The organism is Corynebacterium sp. HMSC059E07 (genome assembly GCF_001814395.1).
Taxonomy (GTDB): domain Bacteria; phylum Actinomycetota; class Actinomycetes; order Mycobacteriales; family Mycobacteriaceae; genus Corynebacterium; species Corynebacterium hesseae.
In genome coordinates this window covers 54,011-79,912 of the sequence record NZ_KV816329.1, presented here as the reverse complement: position 1 = coordinate 79,912, position 25,902 = coordinate 54,011, and the positions used below count along the sequence as shown (strand labels likewise).

Annotated in this window: 24 protein-coding genes; 11 read left to right on the top strand and 13 right to left on the bottom strand. The window is 60.7% G+C overall.

The window, feature by feature from the left end:
• Window positions 1-2: 2 nt before the first annotated feature.
• Entirely contained in the window at window positions 3-569 is a 567-nt protein-coding gene (rimP, locus tag HMPREF2967_RS09335; RefSeq protein ID WP_070686187.1) for a ribosome maturation factor RimP, read from the bottom strand.
• Between the two features lie 37 nt (window positions 570-606).
• On the opposite strand from rimP, the gene HMPREF2967_RS09330 reads away from it, so the two are divergent.
• Complete coding sequence (locus HMPREF2967_RS09330; protein ID WP_070686185.1) at window positions 607-1,461, top strand: hypothetical protein; 855 nt, start codon at window positions 607-609, stop codon at window positions 1,459-1,461.
• Window positions 1,462-1,491: 30 nt separating this feature from the next.
• Here HMPREF2967_RS09330 and HMPREF2967_RS09325 read toward each other — a convergent pair whose 3' ends face one another.
• Both HMPREF2967_RS09325 and HMPREF2967_RS09320 read right to left on the bottom strand, forming a co-directional pair.
• Window positions 1,492-1,887 carry a DoxX family protein gene (locus tag HMPREF2967_RS09325; RefSeq protein ID WP_070686183.1) on the bottom strand — a complete coding sequence of 132 codons (396 nt, stop codon included), beginning with the start codon at window positions 1,885-1,887 and terminating at the stop codon, window positions 1,492-1,494.
• 27 nt (window positions 1,888-1,914) lie between these two features.
• The gene (locus HMPREF2967_RS09320; RefSeq protein WP_070686181.1) at window positions 1,915-3,684 is read right to left on the bottom strand and encodes a proline--tRNA ligase; all 1,770 of its coding nucleotides are present in this window, start codon (window positions 3,682-3,684) and stop codon (window positions 1,915-1,917) included.
• A 32-nt stretch (window positions 3,685-3,716) separates the two neighbouring features.
• Between HMPREF2967_RS09320 and yaaA the strand changes: the two genes are divergently transcribed.
• Complete coding sequence (gene yaaA, locus HMPREF2967_RS09315) at window positions 3,717-4,439, top strand: peroxide stress protein YaaA (protein WP_070686179.1); 723 nt, start codon at window positions 3,717-3,719, stop codon at window positions 4,437-4,439.
• 76 nt (window positions 4,440-4,515) lie between these two features.
• On the opposite strand, the gene HMPREF2967_RS09310 is transcribed toward yaaA, so the two are convergent.
• Window positions 4,516-5,829 (bottom strand): DUF4921 family protein, encoded by a 1,314-nt coding sequence (locus tag HMPREF2967_RS09310; protein ID WP_185963332.1) that lies wholly within the window; start codon window positions 5,827-5,829, stop codon window positions 4,516-4,518.
• Window positions 5,830-5,880: 51 nt separating this feature from the next.
• On the opposite strand from HMPREF2967_RS09310, the gene HMPREF2967_RS09305 reads away from it, so the two are divergent.
• Window positions 5,881-6,696, top strand: coding sequence for a PhzF family phenazine biosynthesis protein (locus HMPREF2967_RS09305; protein WP_070686177.1), 816 nt, complete (start codon window positions 5,881-5,883; stop codon window positions 6,694-6,696).
• Window positions 6,689-8,077 (top strand): protein adenylyltransferase SelO family protein, encoded by a 1,389-nt coding sequence (locus HMPREF2967_RS09300; RefSeq protein WP_070686175.1) that lies wholly within the window; start codon window positions 6,689-6,691, stop codon window positions 8,075-8,077. The genes HMPREF2967_RS09305 and HMPREF2967_RS09300 overlap by 8 nt, the downstream gene beginning before the upstream one ends.
• A 288-nt stretch (window positions 8,078-8,365) precedes the next feature.
• Here the strand turns inward: HMPREF2967_RS09300 and mqo are convergent, their stop codons facing one another.
• Window positions 8,366-9,868: a malate dehydrogenase (quinone) gene (mqo, locus tag HMPREF2967_RS09295; protein WP_070686173.1), complete on the bottom strand. Its 1,503-nt coding sequence runs from the start codon at window positions 9,866-9,868 to the stop codon at window positions 8,366-8,368.
• Window positions 9,869-10,169: 301 nt separating this feature from the next.
• Between mqo and HMPREF2967_RS09290 the strand changes: the two genes are divergently transcribed.
• The 6 genes from HMPREF2967_RS09290 (at window position 10,170) to HMPREF2967_RS13460 (ending at window position 14,958) form a co-directional block, all read left to right on the top strand.
• Complete coding sequence (locus HMPREF2967_RS09290; RefSeq protein WP_198531041.1) at window positions 10,170-11,171, top strand: alpha/beta hydrolase; 1,002 nt, start codon at window positions 10,170-10,172, stop codon at window positions 11,169-11,171.
• A gap of 58 nt (window positions 11,172-11,229) precedes the next feature.
• Window positions 11,230-12,615, top strand: a complete 1,386-nt coding sequence (gene mtr, locus HMPREF2967_RS09285; protein WP_070686169.1) for a mycothione reductase — start codon at window positions 11,230-11,232, stop codon at window positions 12,613-12,615.
• Window positions 12,616-12,955: 340 nt separating this feature from the next.
• The gene (locus HMPREF2967_RS09280) at window positions 12,956-13,372 is read left to right on the top strand and encodes a hypothetical protein (protein WP_070686167.1); all 417 of its coding nucleotides are present in this window, start codon (window positions 12,956-12,958) and stop codon (window positions 13,370-13,372) included.
• Between the two features lie 48 nt (window positions 13,373-13,420).
• Entirely contained in the window at window positions 13,421-13,876 is a 456-nt protein-coding gene (locus HMPREF2967_RS09275) for a hypothetical protein (protein ID WP_070686165.1), read from the top strand.
• Between the two features lie 246 nt (window positions 13,877-14,122).
• The gene (locus HMPREF2967_RS09270; protein WP_070686163.1) at window positions 14,123-14,476 is read left to right on the top strand and encodes a hypothetical protein; all 354 of its coding nucleotides are present in this window, start codon (window positions 14,123-14,125) and stop codon (window positions 14,474-14,476) included.
• A 47-nt stretch (window positions 14,477-14,523) separates the two neighbouring features.
• Window positions 14,524-14,958, top strand: a complete 435-nt coding sequence (locus HMPREF2967_RS13460; protein WP_232770803.1) for a hypothetical protein — start codon at window positions 14,524-14,526, stop codon at window positions 14,956-14,958.
• 123 nt (window positions 14,959-15,081) lie between these two features.
• On the opposite strand, the gene map is transcribed toward HMPREF2967_RS13460, so the two are convergent.
• The 5 genes from map to dxr all read right to left on the bottom strand — a co-directional run bounded on the left by map (window position 15,082) and on the right by dxr (window position 21,547).
• Window positions 15,082-15,951 carry a type I methionyl aminopeptidase gene (gene map / locus HMPREF2967_RS09260; RefSeq protein ID WP_070533153.1) on the bottom strand — a complete coding sequence of 290 codons (870 nt, stop codon included), beginning with the start codon at window positions 15,949-15,951 and terminating at the stop codon, window positions 15,082-15,084.
• A 69-nt stretch (window positions 15,952-16,020) separates the two neighbouring features.
• Window positions 16,021-17,871, bottom strand: a complete 1,851-nt coding sequence (locus HMPREF2967_RS09255; RefSeq protein ID WP_070686161.1) for a penicillin-binding transpeptidase domain-containing protein — start codon at window positions 17,869-17,871, stop codon at window positions 16,021-16,023.
• A 57-nt stretch (window positions 17,872-17,928) separates the two neighbouring features.
• A complete protein-coding gene (ispG, locus tag HMPREF2967_RS09250) occupies window positions 17,929-19,092 on the bottom strand; it encodes a flavodoxin-dependent (E)-4-hydroxy-3-methylbut-2-enyl-diphosphate synthase (RefSeq protein ID WP_070445607.1) in 1,164 nt (387 codons plus the stop codon).
• 64 nt (window positions 19,093-19,156) lie between these two features.
• Complete coding sequence (locus HMPREF2967_RS09245; RefSeq protein WP_070686159.1) at window positions 19,157-20,365, bottom strand: M50 family metallopeptidase; 1,209 nt, start codon at window positions 20,363-20,365, stop codon at window positions 19,157-19,159.
• Between the two features lie 15 nt (window positions 20,366-20,380).
• The gene (gene dxr / locus HMPREF2967_RS09240) at window positions 20,381-21,547 is read right to left on the bottom strand and encodes a 1-deoxy-D-xylulose-5-phosphate reductoisomerase (RefSeq protein WP_070686157.1); all 1,167 of its coding nucleotides are present in this window, start codon (window positions 21,545-21,547) and stop codon (window positions 20,381-20,383) included.
• Between the two features lie 191 nt (window positions 21,548-21,738).
• Between dxr and HMPREF2967_RS09235 the strand changes: the two genes are divergently transcribed.
• On the top strand, window positions 21,739-22,188 hold the full coding sequence (locus tag HMPREF2967_RS09235) for a DUF2631 domain-containing protein (protein ID WP_070533158.1): 450 nt from the start codon (window positions 21,739-21,741) through the stop codon (window positions 22,186-22,188).
• Window positions 22,189-22,278: 90 nt separating this feature from the next.
• On the opposite strand, the gene HMPREF2967_RS09230 is transcribed toward HMPREF2967_RS09235, so the two are convergent.
• From HMPREF2967_RS09230 to rlmN, 3 genes are all read right to left on the bottom strand, one after another.
• Complete coding sequence (locus HMPREF2967_RS09230; RefSeq protein ID WP_232770801.1) at window positions 22,279-23,868, bottom strand: ABC transporter permease; 1,590 nt, start codon at window positions 23,866-23,868, stop codon at window positions 22,279-22,281.
• On the bottom strand, window positions 23,865-24,686 hold the full coding sequence (locus HMPREF2967_RS09225; protein WP_070683337.1) for an ABC transporter ATP-binding protein: 822 nt from the start codon (window positions 24,684-24,686) through the stop codon (window positions 23,865-23,867). The genes HMPREF2967_RS09230 and HMPREF2967_RS09225 overlap by 4 nt, the downstream gene beginning before the upstream one ends.
• 71 nt (window positions 24,687-24,757) lie before the next feature.
• On the bottom strand, window positions 24,758-25,864 hold the full coding sequence (rlmN, locus tag HMPREF2967_RS09220) for a dual-specificity RNA methyltransferase RlmN (protein WP_070533381.1): 1,107 nt from the start codon (window positions 25,862-25,864) through the stop codon (window positions 24,758-24,760).
• Between the last annotated feature and the right edge of the window lie 38 nt (window positions 25,865-25,902).

The window sequence follows — 25,902 nt, the reverse complement described above, 5'->3', positions numbered from 1 at the left end:
TGTTAGTCCTCTCGGGTTGCCGAGTTCTGCTCGGCGAAGTCGAACGTCTGCTGTGCCGCCTCCAGCTCCATAGCTGAAGGTTGGGCAAATTCAATTTCTACCACTGCGCGGCTTAGATTTTCCAATCGCTCAACCTGATAGCGCACCTCCTTTTTCACAGTGGTGATGAGCGCCACGGATTCTTCATCCTCGGACAGCGCTCCGATACGGGCGACGCGGGTCGTGCCAGGTTCCTCGGTGAGCGCGTAGCCCACGAGCCTCCCTTGGTTGCGGCGCCAGTGGCGCGGGGCACTCAGCGGAAAGTCCACCCCCGGCGTCGACACCTCCAGGGTGTAACCCGCGCCAAAGTTGAGGGTGCCCGCCTCTTCCTGTGCATCAAAGAGCGCCGAAATCTCCTGCGAGAGCTCCTCAATGAGATCGGAACTTGGGCGTTCGTCACCGTCAACACGGATGATGACCTGAGATTTCTTTCCTGCACAAGTGGTCTTCACGTCTTCAACGTCGAGGCCGCGCGCGGCGGCGACAGGCTGCAGGATTTCGGTTAGTTGCGCGGGTGTTGGGAATGCCATGCGCTCTAGACTAGGACACCCGGGTAGGGTCTATCGCGTGAACCGCCGAGTAGTTGTGCCCACCCTCTTAGTCTGCGCCGCCCCCTGGCTGGGCGGCTGCCAAGCCACCGACGCGATCGTGGATTATTTTGGCCCCCATGCAGACCCTACGTTGACCTCTCTGGCTCACGATGCCAGCGCCGACGCCCACGCACTGCAGGAACTCGATCCCGATGCCGCGTCCCTGCGCGCGCAGCACGCAGACGAGCTTTACTCCGAAATTGAGCGCCTCTGCGGCCGCGACGAGGAAGGACACGTTCCGCGCTCCTGCGAAGTGAATCGTGAGGGTGAAGCACACGAGGCCACTGATGCGGCTGCCGTGCTTGCCGCAGCTTCTTCATCGATTGAAGAGCAGCTTGACGCGGTCTCCCCGGAATCTCGGCCCTTGCTCGTCGCCCAAGCCATCGCAATGGAGGCCCGCTCCACCGATGAACCGGGCGCTGTGCCGGAGCTGACGGAGGATGACGCTGACCTCGCCACCGAACTCTTGGACTGGGAATACCAGCAGGTGTATGCCTTGGACTTTGCTCGTTCCTATGTCACACCTGACGTCGAAGAGCTGGTTGATGAGCGCCTCGCTCTGCACGAGGACCGCGTCCTCGCGCTCCAAGAAGCAGTAGCCAAAATCGGACCAGTGCCCCAGCCAGCAGCGGCCTACACCTCGTCCTCCGGTGAGCTGCCCGTAGACGCCGCCTCAGCGCGCACGTTCCTTGACTACGTCGCGCATAGTGACACGGTGACATGGGCCTCCGCCGCCTCACAGGAGGTGCCCGACCAAGCGGCACCCAATACTGAATGGCGAAGCTGGCTTATTTCTGTAGCCGCCCAATCTCACCGCATCAGTGCAGCTTAATTCCTCCCTCGCGGGCTCGATTTTCCTGAGCTACCGACGTTTGGCGTTCTTTTCGGCGTACAGCGACCAGGCATAGCGCATGACCGGAATCTGCAACGGCAGACGCACCGCGTGGTAGATCTTCTTGCCGGTTGATGCTTTGCCGCTTTCTAAGTCCCTGTAGGCCTGGTAGAAGTTCGCCGGCCACACGGCGGCGAGCAAAGCTAGGGCTGAAAGGCCGCCTGCAGGCCGCGTCGATGGGTTCGCCAGGAGTGCACCGGTCACCACTTCCCAGGCGCCGGAGGTGAAGTTGTAGAAGCGAGCCGACCCTGGAAGTTGTGGCGGGATGAGGGACTCGAAGGGCTTCGGCTTAGCAAAATGCAGCACTCCCATGGCAGAGAGTGCTGCAGCCATTGAATATGTCAGTGCGGGGTGGTGAGAACTCATACCCGCGAGCCTACGCGCTTAACGCACCTAGCCGCGGATGAGCTCCGTTAAGGTGTCCACGATGGAGTCTGCGGGGACCTCACGCGTTTCGCCGCCACGGATGCGCAACTCAATGATGCCGTCCTTGAAGGAGCGGCCCAGGATGGCGATAAAGGGCATACCCAGCAGCTCCGCATCCTTGAACTTCACGCCCGGGGAGACCTTGGGGCGGTCGTCGAAAAGCACCTCGATGCCAGCGCGATCTAGGCCCTCCACCAGCTTCTGACCGGCCTCGAGGGCAGCGGCGTCCTTGTTGGCCACGGCCACGTGCACCTGGTACGGGGCCACGGCCACCGGCCAGTTGAGGCCCTTCTCATCGTGGCGCTGCTCCGCCAGCACGGCGAGCATGCGCGTGACACCAATGCCATAGGAGCCCATGGTCGGCACGGCGCGCTTGCCGTTTTCGTCGAGAATCTGCACGTCGAAAGCCTCGGTGTACTTGCGGCCCAACTGGAAGATATGACCAAGTTCAATGCCGCGCTCCAGGGTCAGAGTGCCCTGACCATTCGGTGCCGGGTCACCTTCCTTGACCTCGGCGGCCTCGATGAACTCATCCACGGTGAAGTCACGGCCGGCCACCAGTCCGACGACGTGGCGCTGCGGGGCATCTGCGCCGGTAATCCAGAAGGTACCAGAAACCACGCGCGGGTCAGCATAAACCTTCACGTCGTGAGCGTTGAGGGCACGCGGGCCAACGTAGCCCTTGACCAAGAAGGGGTTCTTCTTGAAGTCGCCCTCGCCGGCGAGCTCAAACTCGACCGGCTCCAGCGAAGCCTCCAAGCGCTTTTCATCCAGCTCGCGGTCACCCGGAATGAGAACGGCGGCCAGCTCCCATTCCTTCTCTTCCTCAGCGGCCGCAGGCGCAGCCACCTTGATCATCATGCACTTGAGGGTGTCCGCTGCGGTGACCTCGCGGCCGCCGACAGTAATGCCGGCGCCCTTAGCCCACTCCACCAGGGACTCGATGGTCTCGGATTTCGGAGTCTCATGCTCCTGTGCCTCCGGCAGACCGTCGAAGGGAATCTCGTCGGGCGCCTGGGTCACCACCGCTTCCACGTTGGCCGCGTAATCACCCTCGGTGGCGCGGACGAAGGTATCCTCGCCCACCTCGGACACGGCGAGGAACTCCTCAGAGGCCGAGCCACCCATCGCGCCAGAGGTGGCCTTGCAGATCGCGTAATCGATCTCTAGGCGGTCGAAGATGTTCTGGTAGGCCTTGCGGTGGCGGGCATAGGACTCATCGAGCCCCTCATCCGTCATGTCGAAGGAGTAGGAGTCCTTCATGGTGAACTCACGGCCGCGCAGCACGCCAGCGCGCGGGCGCTCCTCATCGCGGTACTTCGTCTGAATCTGGTACAGCGTGACCGGGAAATCCTTGTAGGAGGAGTACATATCCTTCACCGCGGTGGCGAACATCTCCTCATGGGTCGGGCCCAGCAGCATGTCCGCGCCCTTGCGATCCTTAAGCCTGAACAAGTTATCGCCGTATTCCGTCCAGCGGTTCGACTGCTCATAAGGATCGCGCGGCAGCAGCGCCGGGAAGAGCATCTCCTGGCCACCGATGGCGTTCATCTCCTGGCGGATAACGTCTTCAATCTTGCGCATGGCGCGCAGTCCCAATGGCAGCCAGGTGTACACACCCGGCGCGACGCGGCGCACATAACCTGCGCGGACGAGAAGCTTGTGGCTGGGGACTTCGGCATCAGCCGGATCCTCACGAAGAGTGCGGAGGAAAAGCTCAGAAAGACGTGTAATCATGGTTGCTCAGTCTACATCGCTAGCATGTAGCCATGCTGATCATCCTCCCTCCTTCTGAGACCAAAGCACACGGCGGCAGCGGCGCGCCCCTCAACTGGGAAGAGCTCTCTTTCCCCGCGCTGAATCCAATACGCCAAGAAATCGCTGCTGAATTGTCTTCTTTGCCCCTCGACGAGGCGCAAAAGGTGCTCAAGCTCTCGGAAAAGCTGCGCGGGGAAGCCGAGTCCAACCGCGAGTTGGCGTCCTCCCCCACCATGCCCGCGCTGGAGCGGTTTACGGGCGTGCTGTACGACGCCCTCGATTCCCCTTCCCTTCCCCCAGCCGCGCGTCAACACCTCGCTGTGGGTGATGCGCTCTTCGGGTTGCTGCGCGCCGATGATCTCATCCCCCACTACCGGCTTTCAGGTGGCACCAAGTTGGGCGGGAAGACTCTCAAGTCTCGCTGGGGTACGGCCATCACCGATGAGCTGCGCGCGCTTATCGACGCAGGCGAGTTCCTCATCGACATGCGCTCGGGCACCTACCAACAGCTGGGCAAGCTCAAAGAAGCCTCCACGGTGCGCGTGGAGTCAGTGCAGGAGGATGGCTCCCGCAAGGTGGTCTCTCACTTCAATAAGCACTACAAGGGGGAACTCGCTCGCGTACTCGCCCTCCAGGGCGAGAATGTCTCCTCCCTCGAGGATGCCGCCCGCGTAGCCCACAAGGCAGGCATGAGCACCGAACTGCGCGGCGCCGAGCTGGTGCTCGTGGTCTGATTTATCTATTTATCAATTTATCTACGCCCGCCGATTTATCTATTTATCAATTTATCTGCCTGCGGAGGAGGACTATTCAAACCAGCGGGTTATAACGCAAACTATTTCGCTTGAGCTCGCACTCAGTGGCGATAGAGATGCCGGAGGCAATCTTTCCGCGCTCACGAAGGCGGAACATGGCGTCCACGACGCGATCACGCAAGCCCCATGGATCGATGGTGTTGATGTAGACCTTCGTGCCGCCTTCAAAGCCGGCCAAGGTCGATACCCTGAGCTTGATCATCACGCGCCACGGCTGCGGCAGATCCACGCTGGGTGGGCGGTGGTGCCACTCTTCATTGCATGCCACATCCGGCCCCACTGCGGCGTGTGCAGCATGGATCAGATCCGACATTCCACGGACTTCGCCAGGTGTTTGTTCCCACGGTTCACAGCGGGGCGACTTGGAGAAGATCTCCAGCGTGGGATAGCGGTGGCCAAAGCCGGCGAAGAGGACCGCATAGTCATTCTCTGCGATAACAAGGTTGCGCTTTGCCGCATACCCAACTGCCCAATCGTTGTACATGTTGGGGTGTGCACGTAGAATCGCATTTTCTTGCTGGGCTGCCATGCCCAGTGCATCGATCGCGACGAGCTGCTTGTGCAGGTGGTCGAAGGACGCGCCCGCCGGTGCCAGCCAGTTCTGGAACACGGCGACATAAGAGGCATAGCGGTTTCGCTGGTAGAGTTCGCGCGTTGATTCCGCGGTGAAGGTTGTGAGCAGAAAGTGCTCATCGGGGCTCAGCGTGCCGGAGGAAGCCAGCTGGCTGTCATCGACCGCACCTTCCACGAAGTGGCGCGAGGAGATGATGACATCGTGCCCGCCGCCGAAGAAGCCATCGGCGAGGGCGAGGAGGGAGTCGTCGCCCAGCGCGGCGTCTTTGCCCGCGGCCTTGAGTTTGGTGCGCACCACGTTGAGTACGTGCAGGCGCCCGGCCTCATCGGCTTCGTACTTCTCCTTGTGCTGAGCCAGGTCTGGATCCATGGTGAAGCCATAGTTCTCATGCCAGTAGTCATAAGACACGATCTCAAAAAGATTAGGAACCCGGCGAAACACCGGCTGGGTTGTGTCCAGCTCGTGCGGAAGGAGCCCACGCTGGATCTCCCCCGAGGCCAGGATGCGGGACTTTTCCGGCGGGGTGTCTAACATGCGCCCGGAACAAAAAGCACAGCTGTGCGTCATGGCATCGGCCGTCAGGGGCTGCGGATCTTTCGCCGGACGCGAGAGCGGACGGTTTCCACGTCCCGGCACCGTCCACACCTCCGTTCCGGAGAAGGGGTTGACCTGTTTGACGGTCCCATCCGCCATGGTCTGGATAGGTTCGACGCGGCTAAAGAGTGCTTCGCTCATGCAGCCCAGCGTAGACCTCCCTGCTCACCGGTGCGACTAGACTTAAGCCTCATGCAGCACCGATTCTTTGAAGTAGATGTCTTTGCCACTGGGCCGTTTACGGGAAATCCCCTTGCTGTGGTGGCGGATGCCGACGGCTTGAGCACCGAAGAGATGCAGCGCATCGCACACTGGACAAACTTTTCGGAGACAACCTTCCTGTGCTCGCCTACGGATCCACGTGCAGACTACCGAGTGAGGATTTTTACCCCGTACGAGGAGTTTCCTTTCGCCGGCCACCCGACGCTGGGCAGCGCACGCGTGGCGGCGGAACTGCTCGGAAAGAACGGCACCCTGATTCAGGAATGCGGAGTTGGGTTAGTCACCGTGCGTCAGGAAGAAGGCCGCTTCGCCTTCGCTACCCCGCCCTTGGTGCGTGAAGGGGCGCTAAGTGATGAGGAGCGGGCTGAGGCAGCCGCCGCCCTCGGGATCGCCGAGGACAGCATCCTTGACTCCGGCTGGGTAGACAACGGGCCCGGCTGGCGCCTAGTCCAGCTCGAGTCTGCCGAGGCCGTGCAAAATCTTCGCCCCACTCCCACTCCGGGCGTCAAAGTGGGCGCGGTCGGGCTCACCGGTGATAATCACCCCGCTTATGAAGTCCGCGCCATCACCGGGCAATTCGAGGATCCCGTCACCGGTTCCTTCAACGGCGGAGCTGCCCAATTCCTGCGCGCCAAGGGCGCTGTCCCTGCCCGCTATACCGCGGCACAAGGCCGCCAGGTAGGGCGCGATGGCCACGTCTATATCAACGACGACGGTCATGACATCTGGGTCGGCGGCAACGCCCACGTTCGCGTGCGCGGAACCCTGGAGTCTCGCGATGTCTGATGCCTCCCTCCCCTTCGAGCTACGCAGCGAATTCGCCCAACGCCTTTCCCACATGGTCACGGCGAGCCGGGGCGAGGAACAGCCAACGGCGCGAATGGTAGTGCTCAACGAAGAGCTAGCCACCGAACTGGGTCTCGACCCGGACTGGCTGCGCAGCGAAGATGGCCTGGAGTTTCTCCTCGGCCGCGGGCCAGTTACTCCCCACGCAATGACCTACGCCGGCTTTCAGTTCGGCCAATACAACCCGACAATGGGTGACGGCCGCGCCCTGCTCTTGGGCGAAGTCACCGGCCCCACCGCTGCGCACAACCCCACGGGCCTCTGGGATCTGCATGCCAAAGGGACAGGACTAACCCCCTATTCGCGCTATGGCTCTGATGGGCGCGGCACGCTGCGCTCAATGCTGCGTGAATATCTCTTCTCCGAGTCGATGCACGCCCTCGGTGTGCCCACCACGCGGTCGCTGGCGGTCATCGGGACCGGCCGTCCCATTCAGCGCCAGATGGTGGAGGAAGCGGGCGTTCTCGTGCGCGTTGCCGCAAGCCACATCCGTGTTGGTTCCTTCCACTTCGCCGCGCACTCGCAGGTGCCCGGGTTACTCCAACAGCTCGCCGATTACACCATTGAACGCCACTACCCTGGCGCCGACTACCGAGAGCTGTTTACCCGCGTCATGGACGCACAGGCAGCGACGGTTGCCGGGTGGATGCAGGTGGGTTTCATCCACGGCGTGATGAACACCGATAACACCACGCTATCTGGTGAGACGATTGACTACGGGCCGTGCGCGTTCTTGGAGAGCTATGACCTCAATACCTGGTTTAGCTCCATCGATACGCAGGGTCGCTACCGCTTTGGGCGCCAGCCCGACATGCTGGGGTGGAACCTTGCGCGGTTGGCGGAATCACTGCTGCCGCTTTTCGACGTCTCCCCCAACGCCGCCCTCACCTGGGCTCAGGAGGCCATCAATTCCTTTGGCGAGCGCTATGAAAAGGCGCGCCGCCGCGAAGCCGCGAGCCGTTTACAGATTCCCGACGAGCTCTTCCAGGACTATAGTGCGGCCCTTGCACAGTCCGCTCCGGATCTCACGCAGGCCCACCGCAGTCTCGTCAGCGCAGCGGCGGGTGAACCGGCAGAAGCCTATGAGATGTTTGGTGACGCTCGATTTGTTGATGCCTACTGTGCTAGTGGCCCCAACCTCGAGTCTCTCAAGCAAACCGTGCCCCGCGTGATTCCCCGCCCGCGTCAGGTCGAGGCCGCACTGAGCGATGCTGAAGAATTCCCCCGCTTGCTTCACGCCACCACGCGTCCCTTTACTGCCGCGCCAGAATACGAGCAACCGGGTGGCACGGAAGGCTACCTCACCTACTGCGGAACGTAAGAGAAAAAAGGAAAACACACCGCCGCCCCGAGGCCTCCGTAGGAAAGGAAACGGAGTCTCGGGGCGGCGGTGCGTCTCTATCTTTCACTACCACGCTCCCGGTCGGTTTCTCAGGCCGACCGCCCCGCGCGGCTGGGGTTCTCTCTATCTCTCTCGCATGCGCTCTCTCAAACGCACACCATTATTATGGGGCGCTCTCCTTGGTGGAGCGTTCCGGTGCACTGGACGCTCCCTGCCAGTTACTGAGAATTACCTGCGAGGCAAGCACCTACGAGCCGAAAGGAGAAATTACTTGGACGCAAGCTGCAGGGTCTTCTGCGTGTACTCCCACATCTCGTTGTAGAGCTTCTTGTCCTTGGAGAGCTTGGTGCCGTAGGAAGGAATCATCTCCTGAATCTTATCGCCCCACTGGATCATGTGCTCACCGAAGCAGCGCTCCAGCAACTCCACCATGATGGCCGGGGTGATGGACGCTCCCGGGGAAGCGCCGAGCAGGCCGGCGATGTTGCCCTCAGGGTTATTAATGAGGGTGGTACCGAACTCCAAGGAACCGAACTGCGGTGCACCCGCCGGCTTAATCACCTGGACGCGCTGGCCGGCGATGACGGTCTCCCAATCTGCCGGGTCTGCGCTCGGGACGTACTCCTTCAGGGTCTCGACGCGCTTGTCGAAGTCCTTGAGGACCTCAGTAACCAGGTACTTGGTCAGGCCGAACTCCTGTGCCGCAACGCCCAGGTAAGAGGTGATGTTATCCGGACGAATGGACTTAAACAGGTCCAGGTAGGAGCCCTTCTTGAGGAACTTCGGGGACCAGCCGCCGTACGGGCCAAACAGCAGGCCTTGCTCGCCATCGATGACGCGGGTATCCAGGTGCGGCACGGACATCGGCGGAGCGCCCACAGCAGCCTTGCCATAAACCTTGGCGTGGTGCTGCTTAATCAGATCCGGGTTCTTAGAACGCAGCCACAGACCGGAAACCGGGAAGCCTGCGAAACCAGAAACCTCGCGGACCCCAGCCTTGCGCAGCAGGTCGAGCGCGTAGCCGCCTGCACCCACGAAGACGAACTTGGCGTGGACTGCCTCGTAGTCACCGGTGTGCAGATTCTTTGCCACCACGCGCCACTTGGAACCATCGCGCTTGATATCGACGACCTCGTGGCCGTAGCGGATCTCGGTACCCGCTGCCTTAGCCGCGGTGAAGAACTGCTTCGCCAGGGCACCAAAGTTGACGTCGGTACCAACTTCGGTCCAGGAAATAGCGACCTTCTGGGCGTTGAAGTCACGGCCTTCCGACATCAGAGGAAGCTTTTCCTGGAAGGTAGCGTCATCATCGCTGAACTGCATGTTCGGGAACATGTGGTTGTCCTTCAGCGCATCGAAGCGGCGCTTCAGGTAGTCAACCTGGATGGAACCCTGTGCAAAGGACACATGCGGAACTGGATTGATGAAGGCCTTCGGGTCCGTCAGAATGCCGTTGTTGAGCTGGTGGGACCAGAACTGGCGCGAAACCTGGAACTTCTCATTAATGTTCATGGCCTTGGAAACATCAATGCGGCCGTTCTTCTCCGGGGTGTAGTTCAACTCGCACAACGCGGAGTGGCCAGTACCAGCGTTATTCCACGGGGAGGAGGACTCAAGCGCAGGGCCGTCCAGGCGCTCGAAGACCATCTGGGTCCAGCTGGGCTCGAGCTCACGCAGCATGGCGCCGAGGGTGGCGCTCATAATACCTGCACCAATGAGTGCGACCTCAACCTCGTCTACTACTTGTGCTGTCTTCTTATCGGAGGACACTGTACTTATTACCTCTTTAAGTCGATGTATTCGATGTGGTCAAATGCCCCGCACATGTGGGTGCACAGGGCGCGGTGAGAAAGCGCTCGACGATGCTAGGGTCCAAGCTGGCATACAGACCACCCCTGCGGAAGGTCCGTCAAGCATTAATTCCACTTTACGCCCCTTATTGCGAAATAGGCATTCCTGAAAAAAGAAATGCCCGAATTCGAATCTGTTACCCCATTTGTGGTGCAGGGTGTTTCCCGTCAGCGCTCCGCTCTGCCGGACGCATCTGGCCGCGCGACCTATCATGAATCCCATGACGCATAACGAACTCGAATGGTCAGAAGATATCCTCGGCCCCGACTTCCAGGCCGCTCCACTCGAACTCGGCACCGACCCTGACGGCGAAGGCAATGTCTGCGCGACGCTCGTGCGCTACTGCCCCGGCGGCGACGCCCATGATGATCGCCCCGCCTTACTGTGGGTCCACGGGATGACAGACTATTTCTTCCATGACCACGTGGCACGGTATTTTTATGAGCTCGGCTATGCCTTCTACGCCCTCGATCTGCGCAAGTGCGGACGCTCTCGACGGGACGGTCAGACCTGGCACTACATCAGCGACTTGCAGTACTACGACGCTGATCTCAATGCGGCTCTCGATGCCATCCCCAACCAGCGTGTCATCATCATGGGCCACTCCACCGCCGGCACCATCACCGCGCTCTGGCTCGATCGCCTTCGCCGCCAAGATCGCGAGCGTTTCGCCCGCATCGCTGGTGTCGTGTTCAACAGCCCCTGGCTAGCCATGATGGGAATACCGAATGGAACCTACGAGACGCTCAAGCACGTTATCTATGCCGGCGCTGCCATCGCCCCACGACTCGAAATACCCGCCGGTGACCTCACAACCTATGGGGAGTCGGTCCATTCCGGGGAACAGGGCGACTGGGACTTCGATCTTCGCCTGAAGCCGCTAGGCGGACACCCAAAGTTCCTGGGTTGGGTTGCCGCAGTCTTCCGTGGATTCGACGCAATCCACTCCGGCCGCATCAACGTTGGGCTCCCGCTGCTCACTATGACCTCTGGACGCTCCGAGCTCAACCGGCCATACAGCGAGTCCTCCAATACCGCCGATACTGTCGTTGATGTACAGCAAAGCCAGCGCTGGGCCAAGGAACTCAGTGCTCGCTACACGCTCCACGTTGTCAACAATGGGCGCCACGATCTCTTTCTCTCGCGTCCCGAGCCGCTACAAGACGCCCTCTCCGCCACGGCGAAATGGTTGAGGACAGTAGCACCACTTGAGACGGATTAACCTCCCGCGCCTCGCGCTCCTAAAAGCCTGCACGGTTTGCGGCTAGTCAACCTTTAGAATGATCGGCATGACTTCCGCACAGCACTTTGACCTCGTCATCATCGGCACAGGTTCGGGAAATTCAATACCCTCTCCCGAGTTTGACGATAAATCCATCGCCATCATTGAGAAGGGAACGTTCGGCGGCACGTGCCTCAACGTAGGCTGCATCCCCACGAAGATGTACGTCTACGCCGCCGACGTTGCGCTCGCCGCGCGCGAGGCCACGCGCCTTGGGCTCAGCGCCCACGTGGATGCTGTGGATTGGGAGGGCATCGTCAAGCGCGTGTTCCACAACCGAATTGATCAGATTGCCCAGGGCGGCGAAGAGTACCGCCGTGGCGAGGAAACGCCCAATATTACAGTCTTTGATCAGCACGCACGGTTCATCGGACCGAAGACCCTGCAGGCGGGTGAGGACATCATCACCGGTGACAATATAGTCATCGCTACCGGTTCACGCCCCGTGCTACCCGAGCCGTATGCCAGCGCCACTGCCCCGGTTCACACCAATGAAGACATCATGCGGCTTGAGAAGCAGCCGCGCAGCCTCATAGTGGTAGGTGGCGGTTACATCGCCATGGAGTTTGCTCACGTCTTCGACGGCCTGGGGACCGACGTCACCGTGGTCAACCGCTCGGAGAAATTCCTCCGTTTCCTCGATGAGGACCTAAGCTCCCGCTTCAACGACCTCGCACGAAAGCGCTTCGACGTCCGCATCGGCACCGCCACTGCGCTCGATGAAACCGAAGACGGCGTACGCCTTACCTTGGATAGCGGGGACGTCGTGGAGGCAGAAGCCATCCTCGTTGCCACCGGCCGCCAACCCAACGGCGACCAGATGGACCTTTCTGCCAGCGGCATTGAGATGCACGAGGACGGTCGAATCAAGGTCGACGAGTTTGGCCGTACAACCTGCGAGGGTGTGTGGGCACTCGGGGATGTTTCATCTCCGTACATGCTCAAGCACGTGGCCAATGCGGAGCAACGAGCAGTGCAGCACAATCTGCTGCACCCGGACGATCTCCAGCCCATGCCCCACGAGCACGTACCCTCTGCCATCTTTACGCACCCACAGATTGCGACGGTCGGACTCACTGAGGAACAAGCCCGCGAGGAGGGCTATGACGTCACTGTAAAGGTGCAAAACTTTGGCGACGTTGCCTATGGCTGGGCGATGGAAGACTCGACGGGCATCTGCAAGCTGGTAGCTGACCGGGCCACGGGCAAGCTCCTCGGCGCCCACATCATGGGTCCACAGGCCTCCACGCTTATCCAGCAATTGATCACCGCGATGAGCTACGACCTCGACATGCGCGAGTTCGCCCGTTCACAGTATTGGATCCACCCGGCACTGCCAGAAGTAGTGGAGAACGCCGTTTTGGGACTAGAGTGGCTAGAGTGAAAGTTACATCGAATTGTGTGACTTTTCTCACATTGGCGTTAAACTATTTCCACCATTCCCACCGAACGCCACTACAAGCACGTCTTAACGCCAACAACATCTGCCAGCAACCTTTAAGAAACTCACCCATTTCGGGGGTGATTGCTGGCAGTGCATAAAAGAACGCTCCAACTGACGTGCATTTTGCCTGACCGTTGGCTAGGTTAATTACGGACACCGGAACGAGCCGATACTCTCTACCGGCTCAGTGTGTTTTGGGGATACCAAACTAATCCCTATCCCTGTAAATCAAGACCTCTCAACCGGAGGCCTTGCACGTACGACACTAAGGACTTTTGATATGCGTATCCGCAATGCAGCCCTCGCCGGCGCTACTGCTCTCGCTGTTGCCTTCGGCGGCTCCACCGTTGCTTTCGCCGCTGAGACCACTGAGCAGGGCGACAACACCGTCACCGTTGAGAAGCAGAGCCAGTCTAAGAAGAGCCAGTCTAAGACCGGCCCGGGCGGCGTAGCCGACACCACCCCTGAGGACTACACGCCTTCCCTGTCCTCCAAGATTGGCAACATCGAGGGTCTTGAGAGCGACCAGGCAGCCGACGGCACTGCCATCTTCGGCATCAAGAAGGATGGCTTCTCCGAGCAGCCGGAGTGGGCAAAGGTCCTCTACGGTGTAACCGTTGCTGCTGGCGTCTCTGCTCTGCTCGGCACCATCATCGGCCCCGTATACAACTTCTTCGTACACGGCCCGTCCTTCTAAGCAACAGCCACACGGCTTCACCAAAACTTCCGAAAGGTAATTTTCACAATGCGTAACTTCCGCACTGCAGCCGTTGCTGCTGCCACCGCTGTCACCGTAGCTTTCGGCGGCACCGTCGTTGCCTCCGCAGAGACCGCAAACACCAACGAGGGCACCTCCACCTCGACCGAGAACTCCAACGAGGACTCCTCCTCGGCCAAGGACACCAACAAGGACTCCTCCTCTTCCTCCAGCTTCCTGTCCGAGCTGGGCTATAAGTGGGGCGCTTGGCAAAAGGACGAGAACGGCAAGCTTGTCGTCACCCCTGACAACAAGGTCACCGGCGAGGATATGTGGGGCAAAGAGACCGACCCGAAGATGCCGGAGTGGGCTTCCAACTGGAAGACGGGCGTTATCACCTTGGGTGTCTCCTCCGTCATCGGCGCTATCATCGGCGCTTACAACTTCGCTGTGTACAACAACATCGTTCCGGCACACCTGCTGGATCCGATCTTCCGCCGCTAATTAAGTTGCGGGTACGCTGACTAACTCAGCGAACTTCAATAGCGCCCATCCTCTTGTCGTGAGGATGGGCGCTTTTGCATGCTTGGGCCCAGTGCTGAGTAGCTGGGACGCTTTAAGCGGGATATGCACGCATACTAATGATGCGAATTCCGTGAATCCTGCCAATGTTTACGCTAGAATCGCTCAAGTGACTTGGGGCACCCTATAGTTACTTCAGTTCCTACGAGGTTTAAAAGGACTCACACTATGCGCATTCGCAAGGCCACCATTGCCGGTGCTACCGCTCTCGCTGTTGCATTCGGCGGCGCCACCGTTGCTTCCGCTGCAGAGGGCAGCAGCAACGATTCTGCAACCAACTCTTCCGCAACCGCTGGTGAGCAGCAGGGCACCCAGAAGGCAGGCGGCTCCTCCGAGCTGGGCAAGGCGCTCGACGCGGACAAGGAAGCAAACGCTCAGAACATCTTCGGTCAGAAGTCTTCGATCTCCGGTGAGCCGAAGTGGGCACAGGCCCTCGCCGGCATCGGTATCGTCGCCACCATCATCACCATCGCCGGTGGTCTGGTTGGCCCGGCACTGAACTACCTCAAGTACGGCATGTAGTTCTCCCCTTCCCCTTCTAACCCACTTTCTGAAAGGCTTTTCTCAAGATGCGTAAATTCCGCACCGCCGCCGTTGCTGCTGCAACCGCCGCTACCATCGCCTTCGCTGGCACCACCGTTGCTTCCGCCGCTGAGGCTGTTGAGGGCTCCGGCCTGACCGAGCAGCAGGTTCAGGAGGAGCTCCAGAAGGACGCTACCTCCTCCGAGATGTCCTCCGCGCTCTCCTCTGAGGGCAAGGGCTCCCTCTCCTCCAAGCTGGGCGGCGTGACCGACGGCAACATCACCGGTAAGGGTGCTGACGCCTTCGGCTCCACCAAGAACCCGTCCCAGGTTCCGCAGTGGCTGGACCTCTGGCGTGGTGGCACCATCGCTATGGTTGCCGCTGCTGCTGTTTCCTCCGCTGTCGCCGCCTACAACTACGCTGTGTTCTCCGGCATGATTCCGGACTACGTTGGCCAGGCCATCAAGAACGCCTCCTTCTAGTCACGTTCATTGCTGGCAGCACAAAGCCCTCCGCCTCACCGTGTATCGCACGGCAGGCGGAGGGCTTTGTTTCATCTTGGCTAGGTTTAAGCGCTCGGCGCTTAAACGCTCGACGTTTAAACGCTAGGCCTCGTCCGGCAAGGTGAGGATCTCGTTGCCATCATCGGTGATGACGATGGTGTGCTCGAACTGGGCAGTGAACTTGCCATCGGTGTTCTGGACGGTCCAGCCGTTATCCCAAATCTCATAGTCCAGCGAGCCCAGGTTAATCATCGGCTCGATGGTCAAGGTCATTCCGGGCTCGAGGATGTCGCGGTAGGTCATGGAATCATAGTGCAGCACGACCAGCCCGTTGTGGAAGGTGGGGCCCACGCCGTGACCGGTGAAGTCAGTGACCACGTTGTAGCCAAAGCGGTGAGCGTAGGACTCAATCACGCGTCCAATAACGTTAATCTCACGGCCGGGCTTCGCGGCCTTAATGCCGCGCATCATCGCTTCTTTGGTGCGCTCAACCAGCAGCTTGTGTTCCTCGGTGACGTTGCCGGCAAGGAACGTAGCGTTCGTATCGCCATGGACACCGTTCTTAAAGGCAGTGACGTCGATATTGACAATGTCTCCATCCTCAATCACCGTCGTGTCCGGAATGCCGTGGCAGACAATCTCATTGAGGGAGACACAGCAGGACTTCGTGAACCCCAGGTAGCCCAAAGTCGACGGGTAAGCACCGTGGTCACACATGTACTCGTGCGCCACGCGGTCGATCTCATCCGTGGTCACGCCAGGCGCCACTGCTTTTCCTGCCTCCTGGAGGGCATTGGCGGCGATTCGGGAGGCCTCACGCATGGCCTCAATAACCTCTGGGGTCTGCACGAATGGCTCGCCCTGGGCTTCCTGAACCGAGTCCTTCCACACGTACTCCGGGCGCTCAATGTCCTTCGGTACCTTGCGGATTGGAGTATCTTTTTCTTGCTTCAGCATCGCGCGCTTAGTCATAACTACTCATGGTAGCCCTCTTCCCCAGCGCCCGACAAAGGACACCACAGGCGCGCTGGCTTCGACGCGCTACTGCTCTTGTGCGGGGGCAACCTCGCCGTGGCCTTCCGCTCGGAGGGCGTCGAGGCGCTGCAGGAAATTGTCCGTGATGTTAACCGAAATTGTCGAACCACCGCCCAGAACAACCAGAGTTGCGAAAGCGATATCGTCGTCGCGGTAGCCGGTGAACCAGGCATGCGAGCCACCATTGATCTCCGCCTCACCGGTCTTGCCGTAGACGGTGCCCTGTGCCTGCATCCCCGATGCAGTACCGCTTGCCACCACCTGGCGCATCATGTCCCGCACCTGAGTCAAGGTCTCCTCGCTGGGCGCGGGGACCTTTTCGGACACCTTGGTCTCACGTGACTCAATAAGCGTCGGCGTCGGGGTCTTGCCCGCCGCAACCGTCGAAGAGACAAGCGCCATGCCGAAGGGAGAAACGAGGTCGAGGCCCTGTCCATAACCGGATTCCGTGCGCTCGAGGGGTGTCTCGCCCTCGGGGACGGAGCCGGTGATCGTCGATAAGCCCGGCACCTCATAGTCAATTCCCAGACCATATTGTTTGCCCACATCGCGTAGCTCACCCTTCGGCAGATCCGTAGAGATCTGCGCAAAAGTGGTGTTACAGGATTGTGCAAAGGCTTGGCGCAGCGGCACCGAGCCAAGGGAGAACCCGTTGTAGTTGGTGACGGTGCGCCCATACAGCTCCATGGTGCCGGGGCACGGAACGATAGAGTCTGGGGAAAGGCCTTGCTTGTCGACGCCCGCCGAGGCCGTAATGATCTTAAACACCGAACCCGGTGGGAACTGGCCTTGGAGGGCGATATCGCCCTTCTTATCTGCCTCCGGGGTTTGGGCCACGGCTAGAATCTCGCCGGTCGAAGGGCGCATGGCTACGAGCATGGCCTCGTATTCAGCACGCTGATTGACGGCTTCTTGCGCGGCACGCTGGACGTCATAGTCCAGCGATACCTTGATCGACGGAGCTGCCTCGGGTTCGTGATGCTCGACGTCGGAAAGCGCGGCTCCGTGTTCGTTGACAACAGAAACGGACCATCCATTTGTTCCGTCGACCTCCTCGGAGACCATGGAGCGCACGCGGGCGAGGATGTCCGGGGCCAAGCCGGTATCGCGCGTGATGAGCGCCGGTTCCTCGTTAAAACGAATCCCCTTCTGGTTCTCCAGAACTGGGCGCAGCCGCGCTGCCTGCCCCTCGTTGAGCATGGCGACCGAATAAGAGCCATCGACCTCTTCGAGGTTCTTGGCAAGTTCACCAGAGTCAATCTCCGGGATGGAATCATCCTCTTGATGAGCCTGGTTCAGCGCGCCGGATACTTTCGCGGCGACGGGGCGTGAGTCGTCTACGGCGTCGGTATCGATAACGAGGCGGTATTGCAAGCCCGGAGACATGAGCTCCACCCCATCGGAGGAGACCACGCCGGCGCGTTTCGGGGCTATTGAGCGCAATTCGAGGTGTTGGTGCGCGCCGAGATCGGGGTGGATAATGCTGGGCTGCCAGCGCACCGTCCAGTCTTTCTCCTTGCGCGTTAAGGCCATCGAGGTGTCATAGCGCAGGGAACGATTGCGAGGCAGGGTCCACGTCACCGAATAGTGCGCGGTGGCTTGGGCCTCTTGTTGATCAACCCCGGTCAATTCGACGTCGAGTCCCTCGGCTTGCAGGCCCGCGAAGGTTGCGTCGAGTGTGTTCGTAGCTGTGCTGCCATCATCGACAAGCTGCGCCAAGTCCTCATTATTGCGGGTTTCCATGTCTTCCAGGAATTGCTCAGCGACTGGACGTGCGGACACCGGCTTGGGGGTGCATCCCACCAAGGACGACGCCGCGATGCTTGCCGCACCGAGCAGCGCCACGAACTTCTTCATGCTTGGGCAGCGTAGCAGCCTGGGGCGGCTAGACGGCCGCCCCACACCGCAGGTGGGTTACTTGGTAACGCGGACCTCAGCCTTGGCGCCCTCTACGGCTTCCAGGCCTTGTTCTTCAGCTAGGCGCATTGCCTCTTCGATGAGCGTTTCCACGATCTTGGACTCGGGAACGGTCTTGATGACCTCACCCTTGACAAAGATCTGGCCCTTGCCGTTACCGGAGGCCACGCCGAGGTCGGCATCACGGGCCTCGCCCGGACCGTTGACCACGCAGCCCATGACAGCCACGCGCAGCGGGAACTCCATGCCGTCGAGGCCTTCGGTGACCTCGTTGGCGAGCTTGTAGACGTCCACCTGTGCGCGACCACAGGAAGGGCAGGAAACAATCTCGAGCTTGCGCGGGCGCAGGTTGAGGGACTGCAGGATCTGGTCACCGACCTTGATCTCCTCGACCGGATCCGCTGACAAGGACACGCGGATGGTGTCACCGATGCCCTCGGCGAGCAGGGCGCCGAAAGCGACGGAAGACTTGATGGTGCCCTGGAATGCCGGGCCAGCCTCGGTGACGCCGAGGTGCAGCGGGTAGTCGCACTGAGCGGCGAGCTGGCGGTAGGCCTCCACCATGACGACGGGGTCGTTGTGCTTGACGGAAATGGCGATATCGCCGTAGCCGTGTTCCTCGAAGAGGCCGGCCTCCCACAACGCAGATTCGACGAGAGCCTCCGGGGTGGCCTTGCCGTACTTCTCCATGATGCGCTTATCCAGGGAGCCTGCGTTGACGCCGATGCGAATCGGAATGCCGGCATCACCGGCGGCCTTCGCAACCTCTTTAACGCGGCCATCAAATTCCTTGATGTTGCCCGGGTTGACGCGCACCGCAGCGCAGCCGGCATCGATGGCGGCAAAGATGTACTTGGGCTGGAAGTGGATATCGGCAATCACCGGGATCGGGGACTTCTGCGCAATCGCTGGCAAAGCCTCCGCATCAACCGTCTTCGGGCAGGCAACGCGAACGATGTCGCAGCCGCTCGCGGTCAGCTGTGCAATCTGCTGAAGGGTGGCGTTAACGTCGTGCGTCTTCGTCGTGGTCATCGACTGCACTGAAATCGGGTGATCAGAGCCCACGCCCACCTGGCCAACCATGAGCTGACGCGTCTTGCGGCGCGGCGCCAAGGTGGGAGGCGGGCCGTCGGGGATTCCAAGACCAATAGGGGTCGACATGTGTGCTCCTTGCTAATTGGGTTTTAACGCCCCTACTCTAGCACCGCGCACCGCAGGTGGATCACTAGCCAAACAGCCGAATTGGGTTAACCACGTCCGCGATCATGATGAGAGCACCCACCGCCATGAGGAGGAAAGCCAGCACATAGGTCACCGGCATGAGCTTGGTGTAATCCGCGGGCCCCTTCGGGTCCTTGCCCATGAGGCGGCGCAGGGCGTCGCGGATCTTCTCATAAATAATGACGGCGATATGGCCGCCGTCGAACGGCGGGAGTGGGATGAGATTAAATAGCGCGAGGAAGAAGTTGAGGGTGGCCAGCATCATGAAGAAGGATGACCACAGGCTCCGCTCGACCAACTCGCCGCCCACCCGGGAGGCTCCCACCACGGACATTGGTCCGTTAACGTCGCGCTCCTGCCCAAAGATGGAGGCCACCACGCCCGGGATCTTCGCTGGGAATTGCGCGATTCCTTGGACCGTGGCGTTGAGCGCATAGCCCGAGTAGCGGGCGGTCGCCGGGAAGGCGTCGACGAAGGAGTAGGTCTCCCTGATGTCAATTACCTGGTTACTCATGCCGATGGCGCCGACCTCCACCAGGTGCCCCTCGCCGTTGAGTCGAGTCACCGTAGCAAGTGTGATGTCGAAGTCACGCGGCTCGCCATCGCGTTCGACTTTGAGGGTGACAGTGTCACCGGGGTAGCTCATGACGGTATCGCGAAGCTGTGCAAAGGAGTCCATGGTCTCGCCGTTCAGCGCGAGAACGATGTCCCCAGGTTCCACGCCCGCCTCACCAGCAGGGCCTACTCCCTGGCACGGTTCGAGCTCGCCATCGGCCTTCTGATTCGCCGCGCAGGACACCTCGCCAACGCGCGGGCGCACATCCGCGTCTGGGTTGGGCAGGCCCGTCGTCATGGCGATGAGCAGCAGGATAATAAATCCTAAAAGCAGGTTGACGGTGATGCCGCCGGCCAGCACGATGATGCGCTGCCACGCCGGCTTCGTGTACATGGCATAGGGCTTTTCCTCTTCCGTGAGGAACTCATCCTGCGCCGTCATGCCTGCGATATCGCAGAAACCACCCACTGGGAAGGCAGCGAGGCCATACTCAGTGTGGCCACGTGTAAAGGACGCAACGCGCGGACCGAAGCCGATGAAATAGCGGCGCACGCGCATGCCGAAGGCACGAGCGGTAAACATGTGACCGGCCTCGTGCAGGGCAACGGTGATGCCGATCCCCAAGGCGAAGAGAACTATGCCGAGGACATTTGCCATAGATTAGGGGGCTTTCTAACGAGCGAGCGAATCCACCATCGCGTTGGCGCGACGGCGGGCCTCGCCTTCCACGGCGAGGACATCATCGACGCTAGAGGGTACACCAGCGAACTGCGCGGCCTGATCCACGACGTGGCTGACAACGTCAACAATTTCCGGGAAGTGAATGCGCCCTGCCAAGAAGGCCGCGGCCGCCTCCTCGTTGGCGGCGTTGTACACGGCAGCGTGGGTACCTCCGGCGGCGGCAACCTCGCGCGCCAAGCGAACGGCCGGGAAGGCCTCATCATCCAGCGGCTCGAAATGCCAGTCATGCGCGGTGGAAAAATCCAACGCCGGCTGGGCACCCGGTACGCGGCGCGGCCAATCCAATGCGAGGGAGATCGGCAGCTTCATCGACGGTGGCGAGCACTGCGCGATGGTGCAGCCATCGGTAAACGTCGCCATCGAGTGGACGATTGACTGGGGGTGGACGGTGACCTCGATGCGCTCTGGGGAGACGTCGAAAAGCAGCGTGGCCTCAATGAGCTCCAGGCCCTTGTTGACCAGCGTGGCGGAATTCAGGGTGTTCATCTGCCCCATCGACCACGTTGGGTGCTGGGCAGCCTGCTGCGGGGTGACATCCCACATCTCCTCGCGGGTCCAGCCTCGGAAGGGACCACCGGAAGCGGTGAGCACAAGGTGATCAAGCTCCACATCACTGCCCGCGCGCAAGCATTGCGCCATGGCGGAATGCTCGGAATCCACCGGAATGATCTGGCCCTCCCCCGCCAGGCGGGTCACGATGGAGCCACCGGCGACGAGGGATTCCTTATTCGCCAGCGCTAGAAGCTCGCCTTTTTCCAAAGTCGCGACCGTGGAGGCTAGGCCCATTGAACCGACGAGCGCGTTGAGGACCTTATCCGCATCGATGGCCCGGACCAGCTGCTCTGCGGAATCTGGGCCGGAGAGCACGGTGCCACCGAGGGCCTCGGAGACGGTGCGTGCCGCATCGGGCTTGGCGACGGCCACGTGGTCAAACGAAAGGTTGAGGGCACGAGCCTGCTCGATAATGAGCTGCGGGTTGGAGCCGCCGGCGGCAATGCCTACGACTGTGAACTTATCCGGGTTATCCGCGATAACGTCCAGAGCTTGGGTGCCGATCGAGCCAGTAGAGCCGAGAATAAGAATGCGTTGGGTACTCACCCTCTCAACCCTAGCCGGTCACCCCTAGTCGGAGTCCTGTGCGCTCCGATAGCGATAGGCGGGGGTGTTTAATCGCGGTTATCGGCTGAATCATTTAAACTACTACACAGAATAACTGGCATTTTCGTGCGCTCGCCTCACGCAACTAGTTCTAACCAGGGCGGGCCGCATGTACACGCAAAGGAGAGCAAGTGTCTTCCCACAAGCCGGCATCGCAGGTTTTCGACGGCGTATCCACCGATGACGTCCCGTCCGCAGGTTTCGGTTGGTCCCGCATCAGCCGCTCAGGCGTACAGATCGCCGGCTGGACGTCCGTCGCGTTCCTGCTTGCTTATAACTTTGGTAACCACAAGGGCCACGTAGAGACGGTCTGGCTTATCGCCCTGGCAGTCCTCATCGCCCTCGGCTTGGTCATTTACGCTCTGCAGCCGAAGCTCTCCCAGGTACGCACCTTGACCGCCCGTAACAAGCCGGTGGGCCACGAGGAGCCGGACTGGGCATACGAGCAGAAGACCGTTGGCAACGTCTACGCTTCCCTGACCGATGACGAGCTGCGCGCCCTCAACATTGAGCCTTCCCGCGTTGCTCACCTCCGCGGCGTATCCGACGGCCGCCACGCTGCCAAGCCGGTGGCTAACTAAAGCTTCTTCGCTGTAAACAAAAACTCCCTTCCCGCAGTTCATGAATGAACTGCACATGGAAGGGAGCTTTTGTTCTATCTGTTTTCCCCCCTAGCTCACGTAACGGTTTACCGTGGCGTAAATCTCCGGGGTTCGCTCCTGCGCCCTCTTTCCGGCGAAGCGCCAGACAGCAGCGTAGACAAGTGACGGAACCAGCAGAGAAACTATCACAGCGGCGTACAGCAGCCAGCCGCCGCGCTCATAGCTGAGGGCAGAAACCACGATGCCGGGAAGCGCGGGCACCCACACCAGCATCATGCCGACGAACGCCGTGAAGAAAGCGCCAGCGGAATAGCCGGATTTGTCATTCCACCGGTTCTGTCCCGGGGCTGACAAGGGATAAGGGTTAAGCACGGTCAGTCCCAAGCCCACCGCCGCCGTGGAAATGAACACGCCTAGAGCCACAGCTGTGCACAACAAGCCCAAAGTGAAGTTCTCACTAAAGACAAGAACCACTACGGCAAGAGAAACAAACCCAATCAAAGGAATAGTCACGTGTGCGAGGTGGCGCGCATGAAGGATGGTGCGCGGAGCAACCGGCGCCACCATGTGGACCCAATTCGATGGCCCATCGAAGCCATAATCATTAGCCAAGAGCGAAGAGAGCACGATCGCGCTGAAGCACAGCATGAAATAGGCGGTGAAATCATCGCCCTTCCACAACTGATATAGGGTCAGCACGCCAAACAAAGGCATCGTGTAGAGCATGCCGGTTTGCCGCTTATCGCGGGTGAGATAACGCAGTGCGCGAGAGTATTCCATCGCCGCCGGGCTGGAATAAGACCAGGCGCCCAACTCCAACTTGGACACACCCTTGCCCGTCACTTCGCTGGCTGCGTCACCGCCTGTTCCGGGGTTGCGCATGAGGCCGCCTATCTGACGGGACCACGCCCATACCAGCAGGACAAGGCTGGCCACCGCGATCAAGAGTTGGGATAGGGCGGTGATGAGGTGGCCGTCGGCAAGCGCGAGCGCCCACCCCACCCCGGCACCCAACGGGGTCCAGGCCATGATGGTGCCCACCGAATCGAGCGGAGGCAAGGACTCGAGGACGCTCTGTGCTTGCAGCATGCCAAAGACCAGCAGGCCCATAACCACCATCGCCGCAATTTGGGTGCGCGACTTTTGGGAATCCGCGATAGCGGAAGCCACTTGGACAAGGCATTCGCCAACAATGATGGTCGTCGCGCACGACAGCACCATGCCCACGACGAAGGGCACCGCAGCCCACCCGGTTCCTGTCAGGATGAGGAAAATGCTGCCGATGATCGCATACACCAGGGAAAAGACGACCGACATGATGGCGCGGGTGGTCAGCAGACCGGAGAAGAACAAGCCCGGAAGGACCTCGCGGGGAGTCAGCGGAAGTGCGCCCAGAGTTGTCGGGCTCAATTGATTCTCCCCCGCCGGCATAAAGAGAGCGAGGAGTATGTAGATGAGCATGCCGCCCGCCACGCCGACGGTCAGTGCTTGGTAGCCGTGTCCGGGCGTGGTGATATCTGCATACACCATGGCTGCGATGGAAAAGAGGCCGATTGCTCCGTAAATCAGCATCATGAGCCCCATCATGAGCGTCGCCGGATTGGAAGAAACGCTTCGCCACCACAGAGTGCGATGAAGGCTGAACAGAGTGGATGTCATTCAGCCTCACCTGCCGCTGGCGAGCGCAGCCACCCAAACTTCGAGGCATCCAGGTCCCGCCCGCCGACGGCCGCGATAAACAGGTCGCTCAAGCTTTGGCCCTGGCGGACATCGTCGACGTGGCCCGCAGTGATAACTTGGCCGCCGTTGATGATGGCGACGTGGTCGCACAGACCCTCGACGAGCTCCATGACGTGCGAGGACAAAATAACCGTGCCGCCGCGGGAGGCATAGGCGCGCAGCATCTGCTGGATGAGGCGCCCGGAGACCGGATCCACGGCTTCCAGAGGCTCGTCAAGGATAAGCACCTCCGGGTTGTGCAGGACGGCCCCGGCCAGGAGAATCTTTTTGGTCATGCCGGCGGAATAGTCCGCGATGCGCTTATCGGCGGCCTCGGAGAGGGAGAGGGCGTCGAGAAGCTCCTGCGCACGGCGCAGCGACTCGGAGCGCTCCAACTTGTGAAGGGCGCCGAGGTAGTGAAGGTATTCAGCGCCAGTGAGACGGTCAAAGACCGGCGCCCCATCCATGAGCAGCCCCATGGCCTGTTTGGCGGGGATGGGCTCTTCCCACACGTTGTGGCCGGCGATGAAGCTGTGGCCGGCATCAGGGCGCTGGAGGCCACACGCCATGGTCAGCATCGTGGTCTTGCCCGCGCCATTGGGCCCCACTATCCCGTAGATGGATCCGCGCGGTACATCCAGGTTGAGGCTGTTGACGGCAATCTGAGAACCAAAAGACTTGCGCAGATCGCGCACCGCTAAAGCTTGGGTGCGTGGATCTGCGGCTAAGTCCTCGCGATAAGGATGAGTCATAAGCATTAACGGTATCAAGAACCATTAATGCTTTCTCCTCCGGCGAAACTATTGTTAGGAAACTGTAAGCAGAGCTCTTAAGCGCTCTCGCGCTCGTCGGCGGCGAGCTGGCCACAGGCCGCGGCAATTTCATCGCCCTTGGTATCGCGCACGGTGCACGGCACGCCTTGCGCAATGACGCGGCGGACGAACTCGTCCTGACGCGCCTTCGGGGCAGCATCCCATTCCGAACCCGGTGTGGGGTTCAGCGGGATCACGTTGACGTGAACCTTGGAGCCCAGAGCCGCATGCAGCTTCCGGCCCAACATGTCAGCGCGGAAATCCTGATCATTCTTATCGCGGATCAGCGCGTACTCGATGGAGACGCGGCGGCCAGACTTGTCGGCGTAGTACTTAGCGGCATCGAGGACCTCCTCAACCGGCCAGCGGTTGTTGACCGGCACGAGGGTATCGCGCAGCTCATCGTCCGGGGTGTGCAAGGAGACGGCGAGGGTGCAGGACAAGTCCTCATCCGCGAGCTTGCGGATAGCCGGTGCCAAGCCGACCGTCGACACCGTGACATTGCGCTGGGAAAGGCCGAAACCGGTGAGGTCGGCACCGGTAATCTGACGCACCGCGTGAACCACGCGCTTGTAGTTAGCCAGCGGCTCACCCATGCCCATGAAAACAACGTTGCTTAGGCGCCCGCCTTCCTCTTCCATGAGGCGAGCAGCGTGCCTAAACTGTTCCACGATTTCCGCGGTGGACAGGTTGCGGTCGAGCCCGCCCTGGCCGGTGGCGCAGAACGGGCAGGCCATGCCGCAGCCAGCCTGGGAGGAGATACACAGTGTTGCGCGCCCTGGGTAGCGCATGAGCACGGATTCCAGCAAGGTGCCGTCGTGCAAACGCCACAGGGACTTGGTGGTTTCCCCATCATCGGTAGAGGTCTGACGAATGGGCTCCATGAGCGTGGGGAACAAACGCTCCTGCACCGCCTCGCGGGAGGCGGCCGGGATATCCGTCATCTCAGAGACATCAGCGGTGTGGTGGACGTAGTAGTGCTTGGCCAGCTGCTTTGCCCGGAACTTGGGCAGGCCAAGTTCCGCGAGCGCCTCAATGCGCTCGGCCTCGGTCAGGTCCGCGAAGTGCTTCGGGGGTAGCCCGCGCCGCGGAGCGGAGAAATTCAGTTTCAGTGGTTCAGCCATGGTAGAGCCCATTTTCCACGTTTTCGGCCACATTATCC